Here is a 17,382-nt window from a genome sequence, read left to right as displayed (position 1 = left end):
CTTTATTTGCTGGCGGTGAGACGATCAGCAGCCGCATCATCAGCGATGAAGGTGAGCACCGATCGTGCATAAAGGCGCGGGTTTTCCGCCGGAACGCTATGGCCCGAATCGGGCAGGATGATCAGTTTCGCACCCGGAATATGATGCGCCATGAATTCCGTATGCTCGCGTGTGATGGCCGTATCGTGATCACCGATCACGATGGCGGTTCGCACATTGATTTTTGCGAGATCATCAATCGAATAATTCGGCTCATTGGCCCAAAGGGCATGAATTTCCTTGTCGATGCTTGCATAATGGCGCAGTTCGGGAATTGGCTTGCCTTGCGCGCGCGCCAGCGCAAAGCCGGTTGAGCCTTCCGGCGTGACATTGGCAGCCTGTGCGAACAGGCTTTTCAATCGTTGAGGATAACGCATGGCAATATCGAGACCAATTATGCCGCCATCGCTCCAGCCAACCAGATCGACTTTGTCAATGTTGAGATAATCGAGCAGCGCCACATAATCATCGGCCATCAAGTCATAGGTGATCGGTTTATTGGTGCGTGTCGAGCGCCCTTGTCCGCGGCTGTCTGCCACAATCACCATATGATCGCGTGCCAGAATCGGCAGTTGCGCATCCCAGACATGCTGGTCGGAAAGACCGCCATGGATCAGCAGGATCGGCGGACCTTTGCCCACGACACGGTAATACATTTCAATGCCGTTGACGCTGGCAAAGCTTGCCGGGGACGCCGTTATGGTCATACGGGAAATTCTTTCAAACGAGACGGCTGAAGGCAAAAAAAGGGCGAGACCGAGAATGAGCCCTGCGATTCTTATTGTCGCTTTTGCCTTCATGGTCGCACACTTACGGCCTGCGGATCAGTGTTGGCAGATCATAAAGATAGGCGATCCGCTTGATGGCATCCTTAAGCGGCTCCAATGTGACGCTCATCGTGTGACCGCTGGCATGGATCAGCATGTCAGGCGCAGCACAAATGGCAACGTGGCCTTTCCAGAAGACGAGATCGCCGCGCTTGAGATTGGAATAATCCGCATCAGGCGCGACAACCTCGCCGAGCGTGTTTTGCTGCATATCCGAATCGCGCAACACTTTGCGACCCGCCACCCACATTGAAAGCTGGACAAGGCCGGAACAATCAATACCAAAGCCGGATGTCCCGCCCCAGAGATAGGGCGTATACATGAGCGTTTCGGCAACCGCAACGAAATCCTCGGCATGGTCGCTCAATGGCTTGAGATGCCGGGCAATCAGCGCTTCGCCGCTCGCAAGCAGCGCATATTCGGTGCCGCGTTTTTCAGAGGAGCCGACGATTCGCACGCGCGAGCCAAGCGACAATGTTCTGGTGTGCGGGAAGCGAAGATCATTGCCAGGATAGACGAATGTGCGCGGCGCGATCACCATATGCGTCGCCTCAGCTTCCGGCTTTTCGAGTGAAGCCGCTGATACGTAGCCGGTATAGCCGTCGCGTTCAGCCTGAACCCAGCACCAGCCATCCTGTTCGTCAAAAACACGAACCCTATCGCCGAAGATAATTTGCGTTTGCGGTCCGCTGTCCGGGCGAGGGTCGGCGCGCAGATCGACCACCGAATCGCAAACCTGCATCACTGTGCCGGACGTAAAACGCCTCGCCTCCACCTGACCGCTCAACCGTTCATCGGCGAGATCGGGACGGTAGGCATTCAAACGATGGTCGAGCATGCTCACAATGGTAACTCCCTGGCATTGGCGATCACCAGATCGCCCAGTCTTTCGACATAAAGCGCGCCAGCGACTGTTCTTTTAACTAGCACATTTCGACGATCTTTTTCATCACGATGCCGGGAGACGAGATTGAGCGTGCCCATCGTGTCGAGCGCACGCGTTATCACCGGCTTGGTGACATTCAGCTTGGCTGCAAGGCCGCGCACCGTATGCGGCGGCGGCTCCAGATAAATGGTCAGAAGAACAGCAACCTGCCGCGTGGTCAGGTCAGGCATTTCATCCTGCACCTGTGCCAGCGAAAGCGTTCTCAGCAATGTCAGTGCCTGCAAAGGCTTCAGTTCAACGGGCATGTCATACCGAATGCTTGGTCATTGTTTCGGACCCGTATCATTCAACGCTGTTTTCTTTTTGCAGGCAAGTCATTTCATCTTTGTTGCGACCGGGCTGCGTATTTCTCTTTGAGAAGCGCATAAAGCGCCCGAATGGCCTGTGCTTCGCCGCCAACAGGCGAAGCAGGCTTTTCGACGGGCACCCAGCCGTAAATATCGAAATGCGCCCAAGCCTTTGCCTTCTCAACAAAGCGGCTCAGGAACAGAGCAGCCGTAACGGAACCGGCAAAACCATCGGTGGTGACATTGTTGAGATCCGCAACGCGCGATGAGAGTTTTTGCGTATAGGGCTGCCACAGCGGCATGCGCCAGAGCGGATCAGCCGTCTCGGTGGCTTTGTCTGCAATGGTCGCAGCCAGCGCATCATCATGTGTGTAGAAAGGCGGCAGATCGGGGCCGAGTGCGACGCGCGCAGCCCCTGTGAGCGTTGCCATGTCGATGATCAGGTCCGGCTCTTCTTCATCGGCCAGTGTCAGCGCATCGGCCAGAACCAGACGGCCTTCCGCATCGGTATTGCCGATTTCCACCGTTAACCCTTTGCGGCTTTGCAGCACATCGCTCGGGCGGAATGCATTGCCTGCAATCGAATTTTCGACCGCCGGGATGAGCACGCGCAGCCGCACGGGGAGCTTGGCATCCATGATCATGGACGCAAGGCCCAGCACATTGGCAGCGCCACCCATGTCTTTCTTCATCAGCAACATGCCGCTTGCAGCCTTAATGTCGAGACCGCCGGTATCAAAGCATACGCCTTTCCCGACCAGCGTGATTTTCGGATCGCTGTCCTTGCCCCATGTGAGATCGATAAGGCGCGGCGCGATGCTGCCTGCGCGACCGACCGCATGGATCATCGGGAAGTTTTGTTTGAGCAGCGCATCACCTTCAATGGTGCTGACTTTCGCGCCATTTCTGGAAGCAAGATCGCGCGTTGCCTGTTCCAGCGCGTCCGGCCCCATATCATTGGTGGGCGTGTTGATGAGGTCACGTGCCAGCGTCACGGCATACGCAATCGATTGCATTTCTGCGGCATCCACACCTTCCGGCACCGCCAGACGGATCATCTTGTCGCTGCCCTTGCGGTAGCGCGTGAAATTATAGCCACCCATCAAGAAGGCGAGGGCAGTCAGCTCGGCGTGATCCGGTTTTCCTTCAATGTGCCAGTCGCCTTCGGGCAGACCACGCGCCAGTTTTCCGGCGAGCAACTGCGACTGTCCGCCCTGTGCAATATCTCCTGTGCCAAACAGCGCCCCGGCAATCGTTCCATCGGTACCGGGAAGCACCAGAACCTGACCGGCCTGGCCGTTAAAATCATTGGCCTTCGCCCAGCTTAGGGCATCCTGCGTCAATCCCGCCTGATCAATGGCATTTTTGCTGATGAACCAGACTGGGCGGCTTTCGGCTGATTTTGCGGCTATGATCTCAACGGTCATGATAATCCTCGGCAATAAAAATTTATAATAACTCCAATAAACAAATAGCCCCCCTGCGTGAACCGGGTGGCTATTCAATTCTGCATGAAGCGATGAAATTCAGCGTTGATCGTAAGTTTGAACCTGCGCTGCACGATAGTCAAAAGCGGAAGCGGGCTTTCCTGCAAAAAGCGCCATACCACTGACGACAGCAATAATCGCCAGCGCACCGATGAGTGTGCATTCGATCATCGCTGCACCCGATCTGTTCTTGAAAAAGCGCGTCATCAAAGCCGGCATGTTACTTACCCTGAGCTGAAGTCTCGTTGGGGCTTCTTTTATTGCCTGCCAATTGTGATGAGTTTAAGAAACAAGGAAAATAAAACGTTAATATCGGTTGGAAACAGCTTCAATCTGGTTTGGGTTAACGGATGGCAAACACAAGGCGATAGGCTTATATGCGTGTAACCACAGTCATTGCCTGAAAGATGATCAATGCCCGAATTGCCAGAGGTCGAAACGGTTCGCCGGGGTCTTGAACCTTTTATGGAAGGTTCAACAATTGCGCGGGTCGAGCAAAACCGGCCCGATTTGCGCTTTCCCTTTCCGGATCATTTTGTTGAACGTCTAACGGGGCGCCATATAGATGCGCTGGGGCGGCGTGCGAAATATCTGACCCTGCATCTTGATGACGGGCTGTCGATCATCTGCCATCTCGGCATGTCCGGCTCGTTTCGGATTGAAGCGGATGATGCGCAAGCCATACCCGGTGACTTTCATCATGAGCGATCCAAAATCGCCAAACATGATCATGTCGTTTTCCATCTCCTGCGCCCGAATGGTGCAGCCGCACGCATCATTTATAATGATCCACGGCGGTTCGGCTTCATGCTTTTTGCAGAAAAAGGCACGTTGGATATGCATCCTCTGCTCAAAGGGCTGGGCGCTGAACCCACCGGCAATCGCCTGTCAGGTGAATTGCTTGGAACCCTCTTTGAAGGCCGCAAAACACCGCTGAAAGCGGCCCTTCTTGATCAGCGTCTGATTGCTGGACTGGGCAATATCTATGTCTGTGAGGTTTTGTGGCGCTCCCGGCTCTCACCCATGCGGTCTGCGGGTTCCATTGCCAATGATAAGCCGGTGCTTGAGTGTCTGGCGGGCGATATTCGCAGCGTGATTGCCGAGGCGATTGCCGCGGGCGGGTCGAGTCTTAAGGATTACATTCAGGCCAATGGCGCGCTCGGTTATTTTCAGCACTCATTCTCTGTCTATGGGCGTGAGGCGCAGCCATGCCGTGCACCGGGCTGTGGTGCTTTGGTGGAGCGTGCCGTACAGGCGGGCCGCTCGACCTTTTTCTGCGCCTCCTGCCAAAGTTGATATTCGGCTGGTCTTGCCAAATGCAAAGCCTCGGTCCACCTTGGCCGCAAAATATAAACCGATCAAGGAGGAGAGGTTTCCCCATGGCTTATGAAACGATCATTGTAGAAACGCGCGGTGGCGTTGGTCTTGTCCGTCTTAATCGGCCACAGGCGCTTAATGCATTAAACAGCACTGTGCTGAAGGAACTCACCGAAGCACTGGCTGCTTTTGACACCGATGGCAGAATCGGCGCGATCGTTCTGACCGGCTCCGAAAAGGCCTTTGCGGCCGGTGCCGACATTAAAGAAATGCAGCCGATCAACTTCGTTGATGCCTATTTGCAGGACATGTTTGCGGAGTGGCGCAAGGTGGATCGCGTGCGCAAGCCAATCATTGCCGCCGTTTCAGGCTATGCGCTGGGCGGGGGCTGTGAACTTGCCATGATGTGTGATTTCATCATCGCCGCCACCAATGCCAAATTCGGCCAGCCGGAAATTACTCTGGGGGTGATGCCGGGCATGGGTGGCTCGCAGCGTCTCACGCGCTTTGTTGGCAAATCGAAGGCGATGGATATGTGTCTGACGGGGCGCATGATGGAGGCCGAAGAGGCCGAACGCTGCGGCCTTGTCTCGCGTCTGGTTGCACCGGAGGAACTCATCGAAGTGGCGCTGAAGGCGGCGGAACGCATAGCTTCCTTCTCACAGCTCTCCGTGCAGATGGTGAAGGAATCGGTCAATCGTTCTTACGAGACCACCCTTGATGAAGGTTTGCGTTTCGAGCGGCGCCTGTTCCACTCGCTCTTTGCGACGGAAGACCAGAAAGAGGGCATGGCCGCTTTTATCGACAAGCGTACGCCATCTTTCAAGAATCGCTGATCGCGTGATTATAAAGACAGAGCTTCCCGTGCCATTTAGCCAGATTGGCGTCTCAGGCGGCCGAAATTTCAGCCAGAAGGCCGCATATCCGGCCTTCTGGCTGGTTTGCAGATCAGAATCCTCGTTGACGCGAAGATAAAGCTGATCTATAAGCCCGGCACGGATCGGTGGCCCTAGGCATTATGGCTGCCCTAGTGGTTTTGTGCCCAACGGTTTGACCAAATGGGCTAGCTGACAGAAAAAGAGAGGCATTTATGGCCAATACTCCTTCGGCCAAGAAGGCAGTGCGCAAGATAGCCGCACGCACCGAAATCAACAAGTCGCGCCGTTCGCGCGTTCGCACTTTCATCCGCAAGGTTGAAGATGCGCTCCTGAGCGGCGACAAGGAAGCAGCATCGGTTGCTTTCAAGGCTGCTGAGCCAGAACTGATGCGCGCCGCTTCCAAGGGCGTCGTTCACAAGAATACAGCTGCTCGTAAGGTTTCGCGCCTTGCCGCACGCGTTAAGGCTCTGAACGCCTAATATTTCCTGAAATTAAAATCAGGTTTTAGAAACCCGGCTCATTGTTAGCCGGGTTTTTCTTTTTGGAATGATTTTAAGGAATGCGCTGTTATGTTTGAGCCGGCACCGCTCTGTATTAATTATGCAATTAATTCGTAAAATTTCGCAGTGTTCCAGAAAGTGACTGGTGCAATTTCCCTTTCTTTTTCAAAAGCTTGTGAGGTATTATCCACACTTATCCACAGGCGTGCCGAAGGACTCGGAAGCGGGTTTGAGTCAAGCAAATTATTAAAAATTATTTTCCTAGGAGAACAGACAGTGGCCGTCTAAAAAATCAGCAATCAAAACACATTGAATCCAAAGGTGTTATTTCTTTGATGCCCGATTCTCCGGTCGCGTTTGCAGGCCATGCAAGCCTTAATTGAAGAAAAAACAGCAATTCTTAGACTTGCTCTTTGCCACAAGGCTTCGTTAAAGTCAGGGCTCAAGAGAGGTGGGCCACGGCTCAGAGTTAGCATTAAAATTTGTTCTATATTGGCGCGGAATGTTCCTCCGCGAATGCTTAGTTCTGTGTCTAAGGTCCTGTTCCTGTTATGTTTGTCTCTTATGGGGGTGCTTACCATTCATTAACCGGAATGCTGTTTTAGGCGCATCTTCGTCAATTGAATGGTTGTCGCAAGACCCGTTCCGGGCAATCAGCTTTGAGCAAGGATTTTGTGAGTCGACGCGTAGCCGAAAAGGAGCGTCCGGGGGGTGGTCCATGGCATGTGTTCGAAGCGTGGACTGTTTGAGTTTGTGTTTGGCCCTTCCCGTGAGGGCTTGAGTTAAAATGTGTACCTGCGAGGCGACCGGATCAAAAGATCAGGCGGACCTATGCGGGAAATAACGACAAGCGCCGCAAAAATGGCGCGTAAGAATGTGAAGGCAGGCGAGATGATGGCAATGATGACTGGTAAGTCGACGGCAACGATGGGTGATGATGCGCATGCGAACCGTATCCATGGATCTTCTGCTAAAGGAAAAGACACAAGCCTCATGGTGAGTGCTGATACTGGCGTCAGCGATGACGTTTTTGATCGTCTGACGGCAAAGCTCAAGGCGCGCGTTGGCAGCGAGATTTACTCAAGCTGGTTTGGCCGCCTGAAACTGGACGATCTCTCCAAAAGCGTTGTCCGCCTGTCCGTTCCGACAGCTTTCCTTCGCTCATGGATCAACAATCATTATTCCGAATTGCTGACGGAACTCTGGCAGGAAGAAAACCCGCAGATTCTGAAAGTTGAAGTGGTCGTGCGCGGCGTGAGCCGTGTGGTTCGTGCGCAAGCACCTGCTGAAACCAGTGAAGCCACCGAAGCAAAGTCGCCGGCTGCAATACGCGAAAAGGTGGTTTTCCCGGTCGGTCAGCCCAGCGCTGACAAGCGCGGCTCCACAGTCGTCGCCGAATCGGCATCAGGCGCGGTTCTCGGCTCTCCCCTCGACCCGCGTTATACGTTTGATTCTTTTATCGATGGTGCTTCCAACCGCGTCGCTCTTGCCGCCGCCCGCACCATTGCAGAAGCAGGCTCAAGTGCCGTGCGCTTCAACCCGCTTTTCATTCATGCATCCGTTGGTCTTGGCAAGACGCATCTTTTGCAGGCCATTGCCGCCGCAGCATTGCAGCGTCAGGAAAAGGCACGTGTTGTTTATCTGACGGCCGAATATTTCATGTGGCGCTTTGCCACCGCCATTCGCGACAACAATGCGCTCTCGTTCAAGGAACAGTTGCGCGATATCGATCTGCTGGTCATTGACGACATGCAATTCCTGCAGGGGAAATCGATCCAGCACGAGTTCTGTCATTTGCTCAACACGCTGCTCGACAGCGCCAAGCAGGTGGTTGTGGCAGCAGATCGCCCACCATCGGAATTGGAATCGCTTGATGTCCGCGTTCGTTCGCGCCTTCAGGGTGGTGTGGCTCTCGAAGTTGCAGCGCCGGATTACGAAATGCGCGTTGAAATGCTGCGTCGCCGCCTGACTGCCGCACAGGTGGAAGATCCAAGCCTCAACATTCAGGATGAAATCCTTACCCATGTTGCCCGCACCGTCACCGGATCGGGCCGTGAGCTGGAAGGCGCTTTCAACCAGCTTCTGTTCCGCCAGTCGTTCGAGCCTAATCTCTCCATCGACCGTGTTGATGAACTGCTGGGCCATCTGACCCGCGTTGGTGAGCCAAAGCGCATCCGCATTGAAGAAATTCAGCGCATTGTTGCACGTCACTACAATGTTTCCAAACAGGATCTGCTGTCGAACCGCCGTACGCGCACCATTGTCAAGCCGCGTCAGGTTGCGATGTATCTTGCCAAGATGCTGACCCCGCGCTCGCTGCCGGAAATCGGTCGCCGTTTTGGCGGACGTGACCATACAACCGTGCTTCATGCCGTGCGCAAGATTGAAGACCTGGTCGGTGCCGATGGCAAGCTTGCGCAGGAACTTGAGCTTCTCAAGCGTCTGATCAACGATCAGGCCGCCTGATCGATAGAAATGAGTTAAAAAGCCTGCGCTGTGTCGATTTGAGACGCGGCGTGGGCTTGCTTTTCGCCTCAAAAATCTGCCACTTTAGCAAACCTTCTGGCGCCACAGGTGCCTTATTGATAGGGGCGTCTGCCCGTTGCGCGGTTGCCCAGTCCTAGAGAGCGAGTGCGTTTCAATATGCGTGTAACCCTGGAACGGTCGAACCTTCTTAAATCCCTCAATCATGTGCATCGCGTTGTCGAACGTCGCAACACGATTCCTATCCTGTCGAACGTGCTTTTACAGGCCGAAGGCGCAAGCCTTGCCCTCAAGGCAACGGACCTTGATCTCGAGGTCAATGAAGCGACCGCTGCCATGGTCGAACAGGCAGGAGCCACCACCGTTCCGGCGCATCTTCTTTATGATATCGTGCGCAAGCTGCCCGATGGTGCGGAAGTTATGCTGTCGACGAACCCAGATGGCGGTTCCATGTCGGTGGTTTCGGGCAAGTCGTCCTTCCGCCTGCAATGCCTGCCACAGTCGGATTTCCCGGAACTGACTTCGGGTTCTTTCACGCATACTTTCCGCATTGATGCGCAGGCCTTAAAGCGCCTGATTGATCGCACGCAGTTTGCGATTTCGACGGAAGAAACCCGTTATTATCTCAACGGCATTTATTTCCATGCCATTGAAAGCGATGGAGCGCTCAAGCTGCGCGCTGTTGCAACCGATGGTCACCGTCTTGCGCGCGCTGAACTGGAAGCCCCTTCGGGTACTGAGGGCATGCCAGGCATCATCATTCCGCGCAAAACGGTTGCGGAACTCCAGAAGCTCGTCGACGCGCCGGATACGGTCGTTTCGGTTGAACTTTCGGATGCAAAGATTCGCTTCACTGTTGGTTCTGTCGTTCTGACCTCCAAGCTGATCGACGGGACATTCCCGGATTACCAGCGGGTGATTCCATCGGGCAATGACAAGAAGCTCACCATCAGCCGTCAGGATTTTGCAGCCTCCGTTGACCGTGTTTCGACCATTTCAAGCGAACGTGGCCGTGCGGTAAAGCTTTCGATTGCCGATGGTCAGTTGACGCTTACCGTCAACAATCCCGATTCGGGCAGTGCGACTGACGAACTGGCTGCCGATTACGATGCTGACCCGATTGAGATTGGTTTCAACTCGAAATATCTGCTCGACATTACAAGCCAGCTTTCAGGCACCGATGCAGTCTTCATGCTGGCCGATGCAGGCTCTCCGACGCTTGTGCGCGATACCGGCGATGAAGATGTGCTTTATGTTTTGATGCCGATGCGCGTCTAGGATCTGTAAACCGACCGTGAGCATGTCTGAATCCAATATAAGCCGCCCGGATCGAGTTTCGGTCCGGCGGCTTAAACTTGTCAGTTTCCGCAATTATGCGGAGCTTGCGCTGCCGCTTGGCCCCGGCCATGTGGTGCTGACCGGCGAAAACGGTTCGGGCAAAACCAATCTGATTGAGGCTTTGTCGTTTCTGTCTCCGGGGAGGGGGCTGCGCCGCGCATCCTATGATGATGTGGCGCGCGCGGGGAGCCATGACGGCTTTGCCATTCATGCAGCACTTGACTGCATGATCTATGGCGACGCTGAAATCGGCACGGGTACGACAGGCGGGGGCGAAGGTGGCCGCAAGGTCCGCATCAATGGCATAGCCGCATCGGGCGATGAGTTGCTTGATTATGCACGCGTGTTGTGGGTTGTGCCGTCCATGGATGGGCTGTTTACCGGTGGCGCCTCGGACCGGCGGCGGTTTCTCGACCGCATGGTGCTGGCCATTGACACGGGCCACGGCAAGCGGGTGCTCGATTATGAAAAGGCCATGCGCGCGCGCAATCGTCTGCTCAGTGATGGCAATGGTGACACGCAATGGCTTGATGCGATTGAAAGCCAGATGGCGGAACTGGGCATTGCCATTGCGGCAGCACGCGCAGAAGGCATGCGGCTGATCGCGGCGATGATTGAGCGTCTGCCGACAGATGGGCCTTTCCCCAAGGCAGATTGCTTTCTCGAAGGATCGCTGGAACAGCGAATCGCTCTGGAAGCAGCTCTTGATCTGGAAGAGGATTTTCGCTGCACGTTGCGCGATGGCCGTGCGCGCGATCGCGCCGCGGGGCGCACACTCGAAGGCCCGCATCGAACCGATCTCATCGTCCAGCATCGGCCCAAATCGATGCCCGCAGCCCTTTGTTCAACGGGTGAGCAGAAAGCACTGCTGATCGGCCTTATTCTGGCACATGCAAGACTAACGGGAGAATTGTCCGGCATGGCACCGATTCTTCTGCTTGATGAGATTGCTGCTCATCTTGATACCGGACGCCGTGCAGCACTGTTCGGCATCCTTGACGATCTTGGCGGGCAGGCATTCATGACTGGCACTGACCGATCGCTTTTTGAGGCGCTGGAAGGCGATGCGCAGTTTTTCAATGTGGCGGCGGGCCAACTGACAAAAATCTGAAAATAGTCGCTGACAGCGCATTTGCGCGGGCTTATGTTGAGCCATTATGAATGCATCATCAAAGCCTTTTTCATCGGAAGAATTGGAGCGCTATGCGCGCCATATCGTGCTGCCGGAAGTTGGCGGGCCGGGTCAGCAGAAGCTGAAAGCCGCCCGTGTTCTGGTTTTGGGGGCCGGCGGCCTTGGTGCGCCTGTGCTGCAATATCTGGCGGCGGCAGGCATTGGCACACTCGGTCTTGTCGATGACGATACGGTTTCGCTGTCAAATCTGCAAAGGCAGGTGATCCACGATACGGACAGTGTCGGGCTGGCGAAGGTGGAGAGTGCAAAGGCATCCATCGCGCGTATCAATCCGCATGTGCATGTTCAAACGCACGCCTTGCGGCTTAATGCCGAAAATGCGCAGGCCCTGATCGGCGATTACGACGTGGTTGTCGATGGTTCTGACAATTTTGCCACGCGGTATGCTTTGGCTGATGCCTGTGCCGTGGCCGAACGCCCGCTGGTCACCGGTGCGATGGGCCGTTTTGATGGCACCGTCACTGTTCTTATGCCTTATAGGCAAGGTGCTGACGGCACACAAAACCCATCCTATCGCGATCTCTTCCCCGATATGCCACCGCCTGGGGCTGTGCCCACATGCGCGCAGGCTGGTATTCTTGGTGTGTTGCCGGGCGTTATCGGCAGTTTGCAGGCGATGGAAGTCATCAAACTGGTAACAGGAATTGGCGAGCCGCTGATCGGTCGGCTTCTGCTTTACAACGCCTTGAATGTGCGCTTCGAAACCATCCGATACAAGGCGCGCAAACCGAAATGACACAGTTTCGCATGATCGCGATTGGCCCCGACTTCGACCGCTGGAACGCCCTTTTGACGCTCGTTCGCGACAGTTTCGCCTATATGGATGGCATCATCGATCCGCCATCATCCGTGCATCTGCTGACGGTTGAAAACCTTAAGATCAAGGCCCGCGATGAACAGGGCTTTGCAGCCTTTCTTGGTGACGAACTGGCTGGATGCGTGTTTATCAAAGAAAAGCATGACCATTTTTATCTCGGCAAACTTGCGGTGGCACCAGCTCTGGAAGGGCAGGGCATTGGTCGCAAGCTGATGGAACAGGCTGATAAGACAGCTGTTGCGCGGGGTAAGCCGGTGATCGAGCTTCAGGTACGCATTGAGCTGATACGCAACCGCGTGGTTTTTGAAAAGCTGGGCTATCGTTTAACCGCTGAGACTGCGCATCCCGGCTATAACCGCACAACATCAATCACGATGCGCAAAGACATTGCGCATCGTAATTAGCCGGTTAATCTTTTAATATTGTGTGGCGCGATCGACCACGTTTTCCAGCGTTCCATCGCGTTCAAAGGCTTCGATCTGCCGGATGATCTGCGGAACGATTGCACTGGCTGATGAACTCGCAGCCGCATGTGGGGTGATTGTGACTTTCGGATGCGTCCACAGCGGGCTATCGGTTGGCAATGGCTCCTGATTGAACACATCAAGCGTGACTGCGGAAAGCAAGCCACGATCAAGCGCTGCCAGAATATCGGCTTCGTTCTGCAAGCCGCCACGACCAGCGTTGATGAGCACAGGCGCGCCCAGCGGTCCGTCGCTTTTCAATTGCGCAAACATGCTCATGGACAGGATGCCCTTGGTGTCGGGCGTCAAAGGCAGAAGGCAGACGAAAATATCGGCAGTCTTGAGAAAGCGCGCAAAGCCTTCCTTGCCGTTGAAGGTCTGAATGCCGTCGATTTCCTGCGGACGGCGGCTCCAGCCCGTTACATTGAAGCCGAGCGTTTTTAGTTTCTCGGCTGCATCGCGGCCCAAAACACCCAGCCCCATGATACCGACGGTGACTTCATGGGCTGCTGGCTGGCGCGGGTCTTCGTGCCAGACATGGTTTTTCTGCTGCTTGCGATAGCTTGCACCAAGCCGGTGATGGTCAAGCACCTGCCAGACGACATATTCTGTCATGCGCATGGTGAGATCATCTGAAATGACACGCACCAGCGGCACATCGGGAATATGGGGATCATGAAAGACATGATCGACGCCAGCACCCAGCGAGAAGATCACTTTGAGATTGGGCAGATTTGTCAGTGAACCGGGCTTCTGCTTCCAGACAAGCGCATATTCGATGCTTGGGTCGTTGTCTGTGCGTTCTGTCACCACACTGCGATCCGGCCCATGCGCCTTGAAACTGTCGATCCAGATCGCTGGATCCCAATTGGTGAGTGCGAGAAGAATGTTTTTATCATTCTTGCCTGTCATTGTTTTACTCCTCCCGAAGTGGTCGTCTCCATGTGGAAGGCTGCCGCCATCAACGCTTTTGTATAGTCGGTTTTGGGATTGGCAAAGACTTCCTGCGAGGTTCCATATTCGACTGCCTTGCCATTGCGCATCACCAGCACATCATTGGCCAGTGCCCGCACCACTTTCAGATCGTGACTGATGAAAAGATAAGCGAGATCATGCTTCTTTTGCAATGCGCGCAAAAGATCGACCACCTGCGCCTGCACGCTCATATCAAGCGCTGAGGTTGGCTCGTCGAGCATCACGAATTTCGGATTGAGCACCATGGCGCGCGCAATGGCGATACGCTGGCGCTGGCCGCCTGAAAATTCATGCGGATAGCGAAAGCGGGTTTCAGGATCAAGGTTCACTTCCTTAAGGGCTGCCACCACACGTTCGTCGCGCGCATCCGCCGAAAGCCTTGGCTCATGCACCAGAAGACCTTCGGCAATGATATCGGCAATAGTCATGCGTGGGCTTAACGAGCCGAACGGGTCCTGAAACACGATCTGCATTTCCCGGCGCAACGGGCGCATATCCTTGAAGCTGAACTGCGCAATGTCGCGCCCCTCGAAGCGGATTTCGCCTTTGGATGAAATCATGCGCGACAGGGCGAGACCCAGTGTTGTTTTGCCTGAACCCGATTCACCCACCACGCCAAGCGTCTGGCCGGCGCGCAGTGTCACGTCGATGCCATCGACGGCTTTCACATGATCGACGGTCTTGCGCAGAAACCCCTTTTTGATCGGGAACCAGACGCGGACATCCTTGCCTTCCATCACCGTTTTGGCAGAAAGATCAGCCAGTGGCGGTTCGCCCTTTGGTTCAGCCGCCAAGAGATGCTTGGTATAGTCGTGCTGCGGATTATCAAAAATTTCGCGCGTTGGACCCGTTTCGACAATCTTGCCCTTGCTCATCACGCAGACACGGTCGGCGATCTTGCGCACGATACCGAGATCATGGGTGATGAAGAGCATCGACATGCCCTGCGATTCTTTAAGGTCCGCAAGAAGCTGCAAAATCTGCGCCTGTACGGTCACATCAAGGGCAGTTGTCGGCTCATCGGCAATCAGCAGCTTCGGCTTGTTGGCGAGCGCCATGGCGATCATAACGCGCTGCCGTTGGCCACCTGAAAGCTGGTGCGGGAAGGAGGCAAGGCGTTTTTCAGGATCGCGAATGCCCACTTCATGCAAAAGCGCCAGCGTGCGCGCGCGCGCCGCCTGATCCCCCATGCCCTGATGCATTTTCAGGATTTCAGCAATCTGCCGCTCGACCGTGTGCAGCGGATTGAGCGAAGTCATCGGCTCCTGAAAGATCATGGTGACATCATTGCCGCGCACGCGCCGCAATTCGGGCTCCTGAGCCTTCATCAGATCCTTGCCGTCAAACAGAATTTCCCCTGATGGGTGACTGGCTGACGGATAAGGCAGAAGTTTCAGGATGGAGAGTGCTGAAACCGACTTACCGGAACCGGATTCACCGACAAGTGCGACTGTTTCCCCCTGTCTTATGTCGAAGGAAACGCGGTCGACGGAAATGCGTTCTTCACCATTCTGGCGGAAGGCGACCGAAAGATCACGCACAGAAAGCAACGGCTTGTTCATGGACCCACTCATTGAAACGCCTTTCGTGGATCGAATGCATCACGGGTGGCTTCACCGATGAAAATGAGCAGCGATAGCATGACCGAGATCACCACAAAGCCGGTAATCCCAAGCCATGGCGCCTGAAGATTGTTCTTGCCCTGTGCGAGCAATTCACCAAGCGAGGCCGAACCCGGCGGCAGACCAAAACCAAGGAAGTCGAGCGACGTCAGTGTTGTGATTGAGCCATTGAGGATGAAGGGCAGGAAGGTGAGTGTTGCGACCATGGCATTTGGCAAAAGATGCCGCCACATGATGGTGGCGTTTTTCACGCCAAGCGCGCGGGCTGCATTCACATATTCAAAGTTTCGCGCGCGCAGGAATTCGGCCCGGACAACGCCGACAAAGGCCACCCATGAAAACAGCAGCATGATGCCCAGCAAGACCCAGAATCCGGGTGGCAAAATCGCGGCAATGATCAAAAGCAGATAAAGAACCGGGATGGACGACCAGATTTCGATCACCCGCTGGAAAATGAGGTCGACCCAGCCACCGAAATAACCCTGCACGGCACCGGCGCTCACGCCAATGATTGCCGAGAAGAAGGTGAGGATGAGACCAAACAGCACCGATATGCGAAAGCCGTAAAGCGCGCGTGCGAACACGTCACGCGCCTGATCGTCGGTGCCAAGCCAGTTGAAATTGCCGATAATGCAATTGGGATCATTGACGCCGAGCGGATAGCGCTGGCAGCGCTGTTCTTGCGTATAAAGCCAGAATGGTTTTGAGGGGGCAGCTTCTGGAATGTCGTTATTGACGGTGTTGTAGGAATAACGCACCGGTGGCCAGAGCGCCCAGCCATTGGCGTTGATCTCTTCCTGTATCACCGGATCGCGATAATCGGTGACGGCATAAAAGCCGCCGAATTTTTCTTCCGGGTAATCGACAAAAACCGGCGCCAGCAGCTCGCCCTTGTAGGAAACAAGGATCGGCTTGTCATTGGCAATGAACTCGGAACAAAGGGCTGCGACCAGCAGAAACAGGAAAATCCACAGCGACCAGTAACCGCGCTTATTGGCCTTGAAATTCTGCCAGCGGCGGCGGTTGAGCGGCGAAAGAAATGGACGTTTAACACGCTTTGCCTGAGGGGTAAGAGTGGTGTCGGTCATCACACATCCCTCCGGTCAAAGTCGATCCGCGGATCGATCCATGTATACATCAGATCGGACAGAAGACCGACGAGCAGGCCGATCAGCGAGAAAATAAACAAGGTGGCAAACACAACCGGATAATCGCGATTGATGATCGACTGGTAGCCAAGCAGCCCCAGCCCGTCGAGCGAGAAGATGGTTTCGATCAGCAATGAGCCGGTAAAGAAGGCAGAAATGAACGCTCCCGGAAAACCGGCAATCACGATCAGCATCGCATTGCGGAACACATGGCGATAAAGCACCTGATTTTCGGTCAGCCCCTTGGCGCGCGCCGTCGTCACATATTGCTTGCGGATTTCTTCCAGAAACGAGTTCTTGGTCAACAGTGTGGTTGTGGCAAAAGCCGAGAGCACCAGGGCTGTAACCGGCAGAACCATGTGCCAGAGATAATCGCCAATCTTGGCCCAAAATGACATTTGCGCAAAATCAGGCGAGGTGAGGCCACGCAGCGGAAACCAGTCTAAGAACGAGCCGCCGGCAAAAAGCACGATCAAGAGGATCGCAAACAGAAAGCTCGGAATGGCATAACCGACAATGATGATCGCGCTGGTCCAGGTGTCAAAGCGCGTCCCTTCCTTGATCGCCTTGCGAATGCCAAGCGGGATCGAGATCAGATAGGACAGGAAGGTGAGCCACAGTCCAAGCGAAATTGAGACAGGCATCTTTTCCTTGATGAGGTCGATCACGCTGATATCGCGGAAATAGCTGCGCCCGAAATCAAAACGCATATAGTTCCACAGCATCTGGCCAAAGCGTTCCAGCGGCGGCTTGTCGAAGCCGAACTGCTTTTCCAGATCGGCAATGAATTGTGGATCCAATCCCTGCGCACCGCGATATTTGGAGCTGGACGAACCGCTGTCCATATTGCTTTGACCAAAATCGCCGCCACCACCGGAAAGGCGATCCAGCGCATCGCCACCCTGACCGGAAAGCTGCGCAATGACGCGCTCAACCGGCCCACCGGGTGCAAACTGAACCACGGCAAAAGATATGGCCATAATGCCGAGGATGGTCGGGATCATCAAAAGCAGGCGGCGTAAAATATAAGCGCCCATCAGCTCTCAATGCTCCGAATGTTC

At 54.8% G+C, this 17,382-nt stretch carries 17 protein-coding genes; 8 read left to right on the top strand and 9 right to left on the bottom strand.

All coding sequences use genetic code 11. The annotated features are described in order from the left end of the window. Positions 1–2: 2 nt before the first annotated feature. The 5 genes from VBH83_RS00965 to VBH83_RS00945 form a co-directional block, all read right to left on the bottom strand. Complete coding sequence (locus VBH83_RS00965) at positions 3–839, bottom strand: alpha/beta fold hydrolase (RefSeq protein WP_265982579.1); 837 nt, start codon at positions 837–839, stop codon at positions 3–5. Positions 840–849: 10 nt separating this feature from the next. After that, a complete protein-coding gene (locus VBH83_RS00960; protein ID WP_396996101.1) occupies positions 850–1,704 on the bottom strand; it encodes an NlpC/P60 family protein in 855 nt (284 codons plus the stop codon). A gap of 2 nt (positions 1,705–1,706) precedes the next feature. Further along, positions 1,707–2,057: a MarR family transcriptional regulator gene (locus VBH83_RS00955; RefSeq protein ID WP_265982580.1), complete on the bottom strand. Its 351-nt coding sequence runs from the start codon at positions 2,055–2,057 to the stop codon at positions 1,707–1,709. A gap of 74 nt (positions 2,058–2,131) precedes the next feature. Further along, complete coding sequence (locus tag VBH83_RS00950) at positions 2,132–3,526, bottom strand: M17 family metallopeptidase (RefSeq protein ID WP_265982581.1); 1,395 nt, start codon at positions 3,524–3,526, stop codon at positions 2,132–2,134. Positions 3,527–3,625: 99 nt separating this feature from the next. Next, positions 3,626–3,805, bottom strand: a complete 180-nt coding sequence (locus tag VBH83_RS00945; RefSeq protein WP_265982582.1) for a Flp family type IVb pilin — start codon at positions 3,803–3,805, stop codon at positions 3,626–3,628. Positions 3,806–4,000: 195 nt separating this feature from the next. On the opposite strand from VBH83_RS00945, the gene mutM reads away from it, so the two are divergent. From mutM to VBH83_RS00905, 8 genes are all read left to right on the top strand, one after another. Further along, a complete protein-coding gene (gene mutM, locus VBH83_RS00940; RefSeq protein ID WP_396995962.1) occupies positions 4,001–4,882 on the top strand; it encodes a bifunctional DNA-formamidopyrimidine glycosylase/DNA-(apurinic or apyrimidinic site) lyase in 882 nt (293 codons plus the stop codon). Positions 4,883–4,965: 83 nt separating this feature from the next. Beyond that, positions 4,966–5,739, top strand: a complete 774-nt coding sequence (locus VBH83_RS00935) for an enoyl-CoA hydratase (protein ID WP_265982584.1) — start codon at positions 4,966–4,968, stop codon at positions 5,737–5,739. 254 nt (positions 5,740–5,993) lie between these two features. Further along, positions 5,994–6,260 (top strand): 30S ribosomal protein S20, encoded by a 267-nt coding sequence (rpsT, locus tag VBH83_RS00930; protein ID WP_265982585.1) that lies wholly within the window; start codon positions 5,994–5,996, stop codon positions 6,258–6,260. A 921-nt stretch (positions 6,261–7,181) separates the two neighbouring features. After that, entirely contained in the window at positions 7,182–8,747 is a 1,566-nt protein-coding gene (dnaA, locus tag VBH83_RS00925) for a chromosomal replication initiator protein DnaA (RefSeq protein WP_265983812.1), read from the top strand. 177 nt (positions 8,748–8,924) lie between these two features. Then, positions 8,925–10,043, top strand: coding sequence for a DNA polymerase III subunit beta (gene dnaN / locus VBH83_RS00920; RefSeq protein ID WP_265982586.1), 1,119 nt, complete (start codon positions 8,925–8,927; stop codon positions 10,041–10,043). 22 nt (positions 10,044–10,065) lie between these two features. Continuing rightward, on the top strand, positions 10,066–11,214 hold the full coding sequence (gene recF, locus VBH83_RS00915) for a DNA replication/repair protein RecF (RefSeq protein ID WP_265982587.1): 1,149 nt from the start codon (positions 10,066–10,068) through the stop codon (positions 11,212–11,214). 46 nt (positions 11,215–11,260) lie between these two features. Further along, the gene (locus VBH83_RS00910) at positions 11,261–12,031 is read left to right on the top strand and encodes a molybdopterin-synthase adenylyltransferase MoeB (protein ID WP_265982588.1); all 771 of its coding nucleotides are present in this window, start codon (positions 11,261–11,263) and stop codon (positions 12,029–12,031) included. Continuing rightward, positions 12,028–12,516 (top strand): GNAT family N-acetyltransferase, encoded by a 489-nt coding sequence (locus VBH83_RS00905; RefSeq protein WP_265982589.1) that lies wholly within the window; start codon positions 12,028–12,030, stop codon positions 12,514–12,516. The genes VBH83_RS00910 and VBH83_RS00905 overlap by 4 nt, the downstream gene beginning before the upstream one ends. A gap of 12 nt (positions 12,517–12,528) precedes the next feature. Here VBH83_RS00905 and VBH83_RS00900 read toward each other — a convergent pair whose 3' ends face one another. From VBH83_RS00900 to VBH83_RS00885, 4 genes are read right to left on the bottom strand one after another with little or no spacing between them, the layout of a single operon-like run. After that, on the bottom strand, positions 12,529–13,488 hold the full coding sequence (locus tag VBH83_RS00900) for a glyoxylate/hydroxypyruvate reductase A (RefSeq protein ID WP_265982590.1): 960 nt from the start codon (positions 13,486–13,488) through the stop codon (positions 12,529–12,531). Then, on the bottom strand, positions 13,485–15,113 hold the full coding sequence (locus VBH83_RS00895; protein ID WP_265982591.1) for an ABC transporter ATP-binding protein: 1,629 nt from the start codon (positions 15,111–15,113) through the stop codon (positions 13,485–13,487). Before VBH83_RS00895 ends, VBH83_RS00900 begins: the two co-directional genes overlap by 4 nt. Positions 15,114–15,121: 8 nt before the next feature. Then, positions 15,122–16,261, bottom strand: coding sequence for an ABC transporter permease (locus tag VBH83_RS00890; RefSeq protein WP_265982592.1), 1,140 nt, complete (start codon positions 16,259–16,261; stop codon positions 15,122–15,124). Further along, positions 16,261–17,358: a microcin C ABC transporter permease YejB gene (locus VBH83_RS00885; protein ID WP_265982594.1), complete on the bottom strand. Its 1,098-nt coding sequence runs from the start codon at positions 17,356–17,358 to the stop codon at positions 16,261–16,263. Before VBH83_RS00885 ends, VBH83_RS00890 begins: the two co-directional genes overlap by 1 nt. Between the last annotated feature and the right edge of the window lie 24 nt (positions 17,359–17,382).

The sequence above is a fragment of the Ochrobactrum sp. S1502_03 genome, from assembly GCF_044435015.1.
GTDB classification, from domain to species: Bacteria; Pseudomonadota; Alphaproteobacteria; order Rhizobiales; family Rhizobiaceae; genus Brucella; species Brucella chromiisoli.
Note: the sequence above shows the minus strand (reverse complement) of the source record. Positions and strands in the feature narration are given on the sequence as shown.

Excerpts from the sequence above, each read along its gene's own strand:
- VBH83_RS00965 (WP_265982579.1), bottom strand. The coding sequence starts at position 839 with ATGAAGGCAAAAGCGACAATAAGAATCGCAGGGCTCATTCTCGGTCTC.
- VBH83_RS00960 (WP_396996101.1), bottom strand. The coding sequence starts at position 1,704 with ATGCTCGACCATCGTTTGAATGCCTACCGTCCCGATCTCGCCGATGAA.
- VBH83_RS00955 (WP_265982580.1), bottom strand. The coding sequence starts at position 2,057 with ATGCCCGTTGAACTGAAGCCTTTGCAGGCACTGACATTGCTGAGAACG.
- VBH83_RS00950 (WP_265982581.1), bottom strand. The coding sequence starts at position 3,526 with ATGACCGTTGAGATCATAGCCGCAAAATCAGCCGAAAGCCGCCCAGTC.
- VBH83_RS00945 (WP_265982582.1), bottom strand. The coding sequence starts at position 3,805 with ATGCCGGCTTTGATGACGCGCTTTTTCAAGAACAGATCGGGTGCAGCG.
- mutM (WP_396995962.1), top strand. The coding sequence starts at position 4,001 with ATGCCCGAATTGCCAGAGGTCGAAACGGTTCGCCGGGGTCTTGAACCT.
- VBH83_RS00935 (WP_265982584.1), top strand. The coding sequence starts at position 4,966 with ATGGCTTATGAAACGATCATTGTAGAAACGCGCGGTGGCGTTGGTCTT.
- rpsT (WP_265982585.1), top strand. The coding sequence starts at position 5,994 with ATGGCCAATACTCCTTCGGCCAAGAAGGCAGTGCGCAAGATAGCCGCA.
- dnaA (WP_265983812.1), top strand. The coding sequence starts at position 7,182 with ATGATGACTGGTAAGTCGACGGCAACGATGGGTGATGATGCGCATGCG.
- dnaN (WP_265982586.1), top strand. The coding sequence starts at position 8,925 with ATGCGTGTAACCCTGGAACGGTCGAACCTTCTTAAATCCCTCAATCAT.
- recF (WP_265982587.1), top strand. The coding sequence starts at position 10,066 with ATGTCTGAATCCAATATAAGCCGCCCGGATCGAGTTTCGGTCCGGCGG.
- VBH83_RS00910 (WP_265982588.1), top strand. The coding sequence starts at position 11,261 with ATGAATGCATCATCAAAGCCTTTTTCATCGGAAGAATTGGAGCGCTAT.
- VBH83_RS00905 (WP_265982589.1), top strand. The coding sequence starts at position 12,028 with ATGACACAGTTTCGCATGATCGCGATTGGCCCCGACTTCGACCGCTGG.
- VBH83_RS00900 (WP_265982590.1), bottom strand. The coding sequence starts at position 13,488 with ATGACAGGCAAGAATGATAAAAACATTCTTCTCGCACTCACCAATTGG.
- VBH83_RS00895 (WP_265982591.1), bottom strand. The coding sequence starts at position 15,113 with ATGAACAAGCCGTTGCTTTCTGTGCGTGATCTTTCGGTCGCCTTCCGC.
- VBH83_RS00890 (WP_265982592.1), bottom strand. The coding sequence starts at position 16,261 with ATGACCGACACCACTCTTACCCCTCAGGCAAAGCGTGTTAAACGTCCA.
- VBH83_RS00885 (WP_265982594.1), bottom strand. The coding sequence starts at position 17,358 with ATGGGCGCTTATATTTTACGCCGCCTGCTTTTGATGATCCCGACCATC.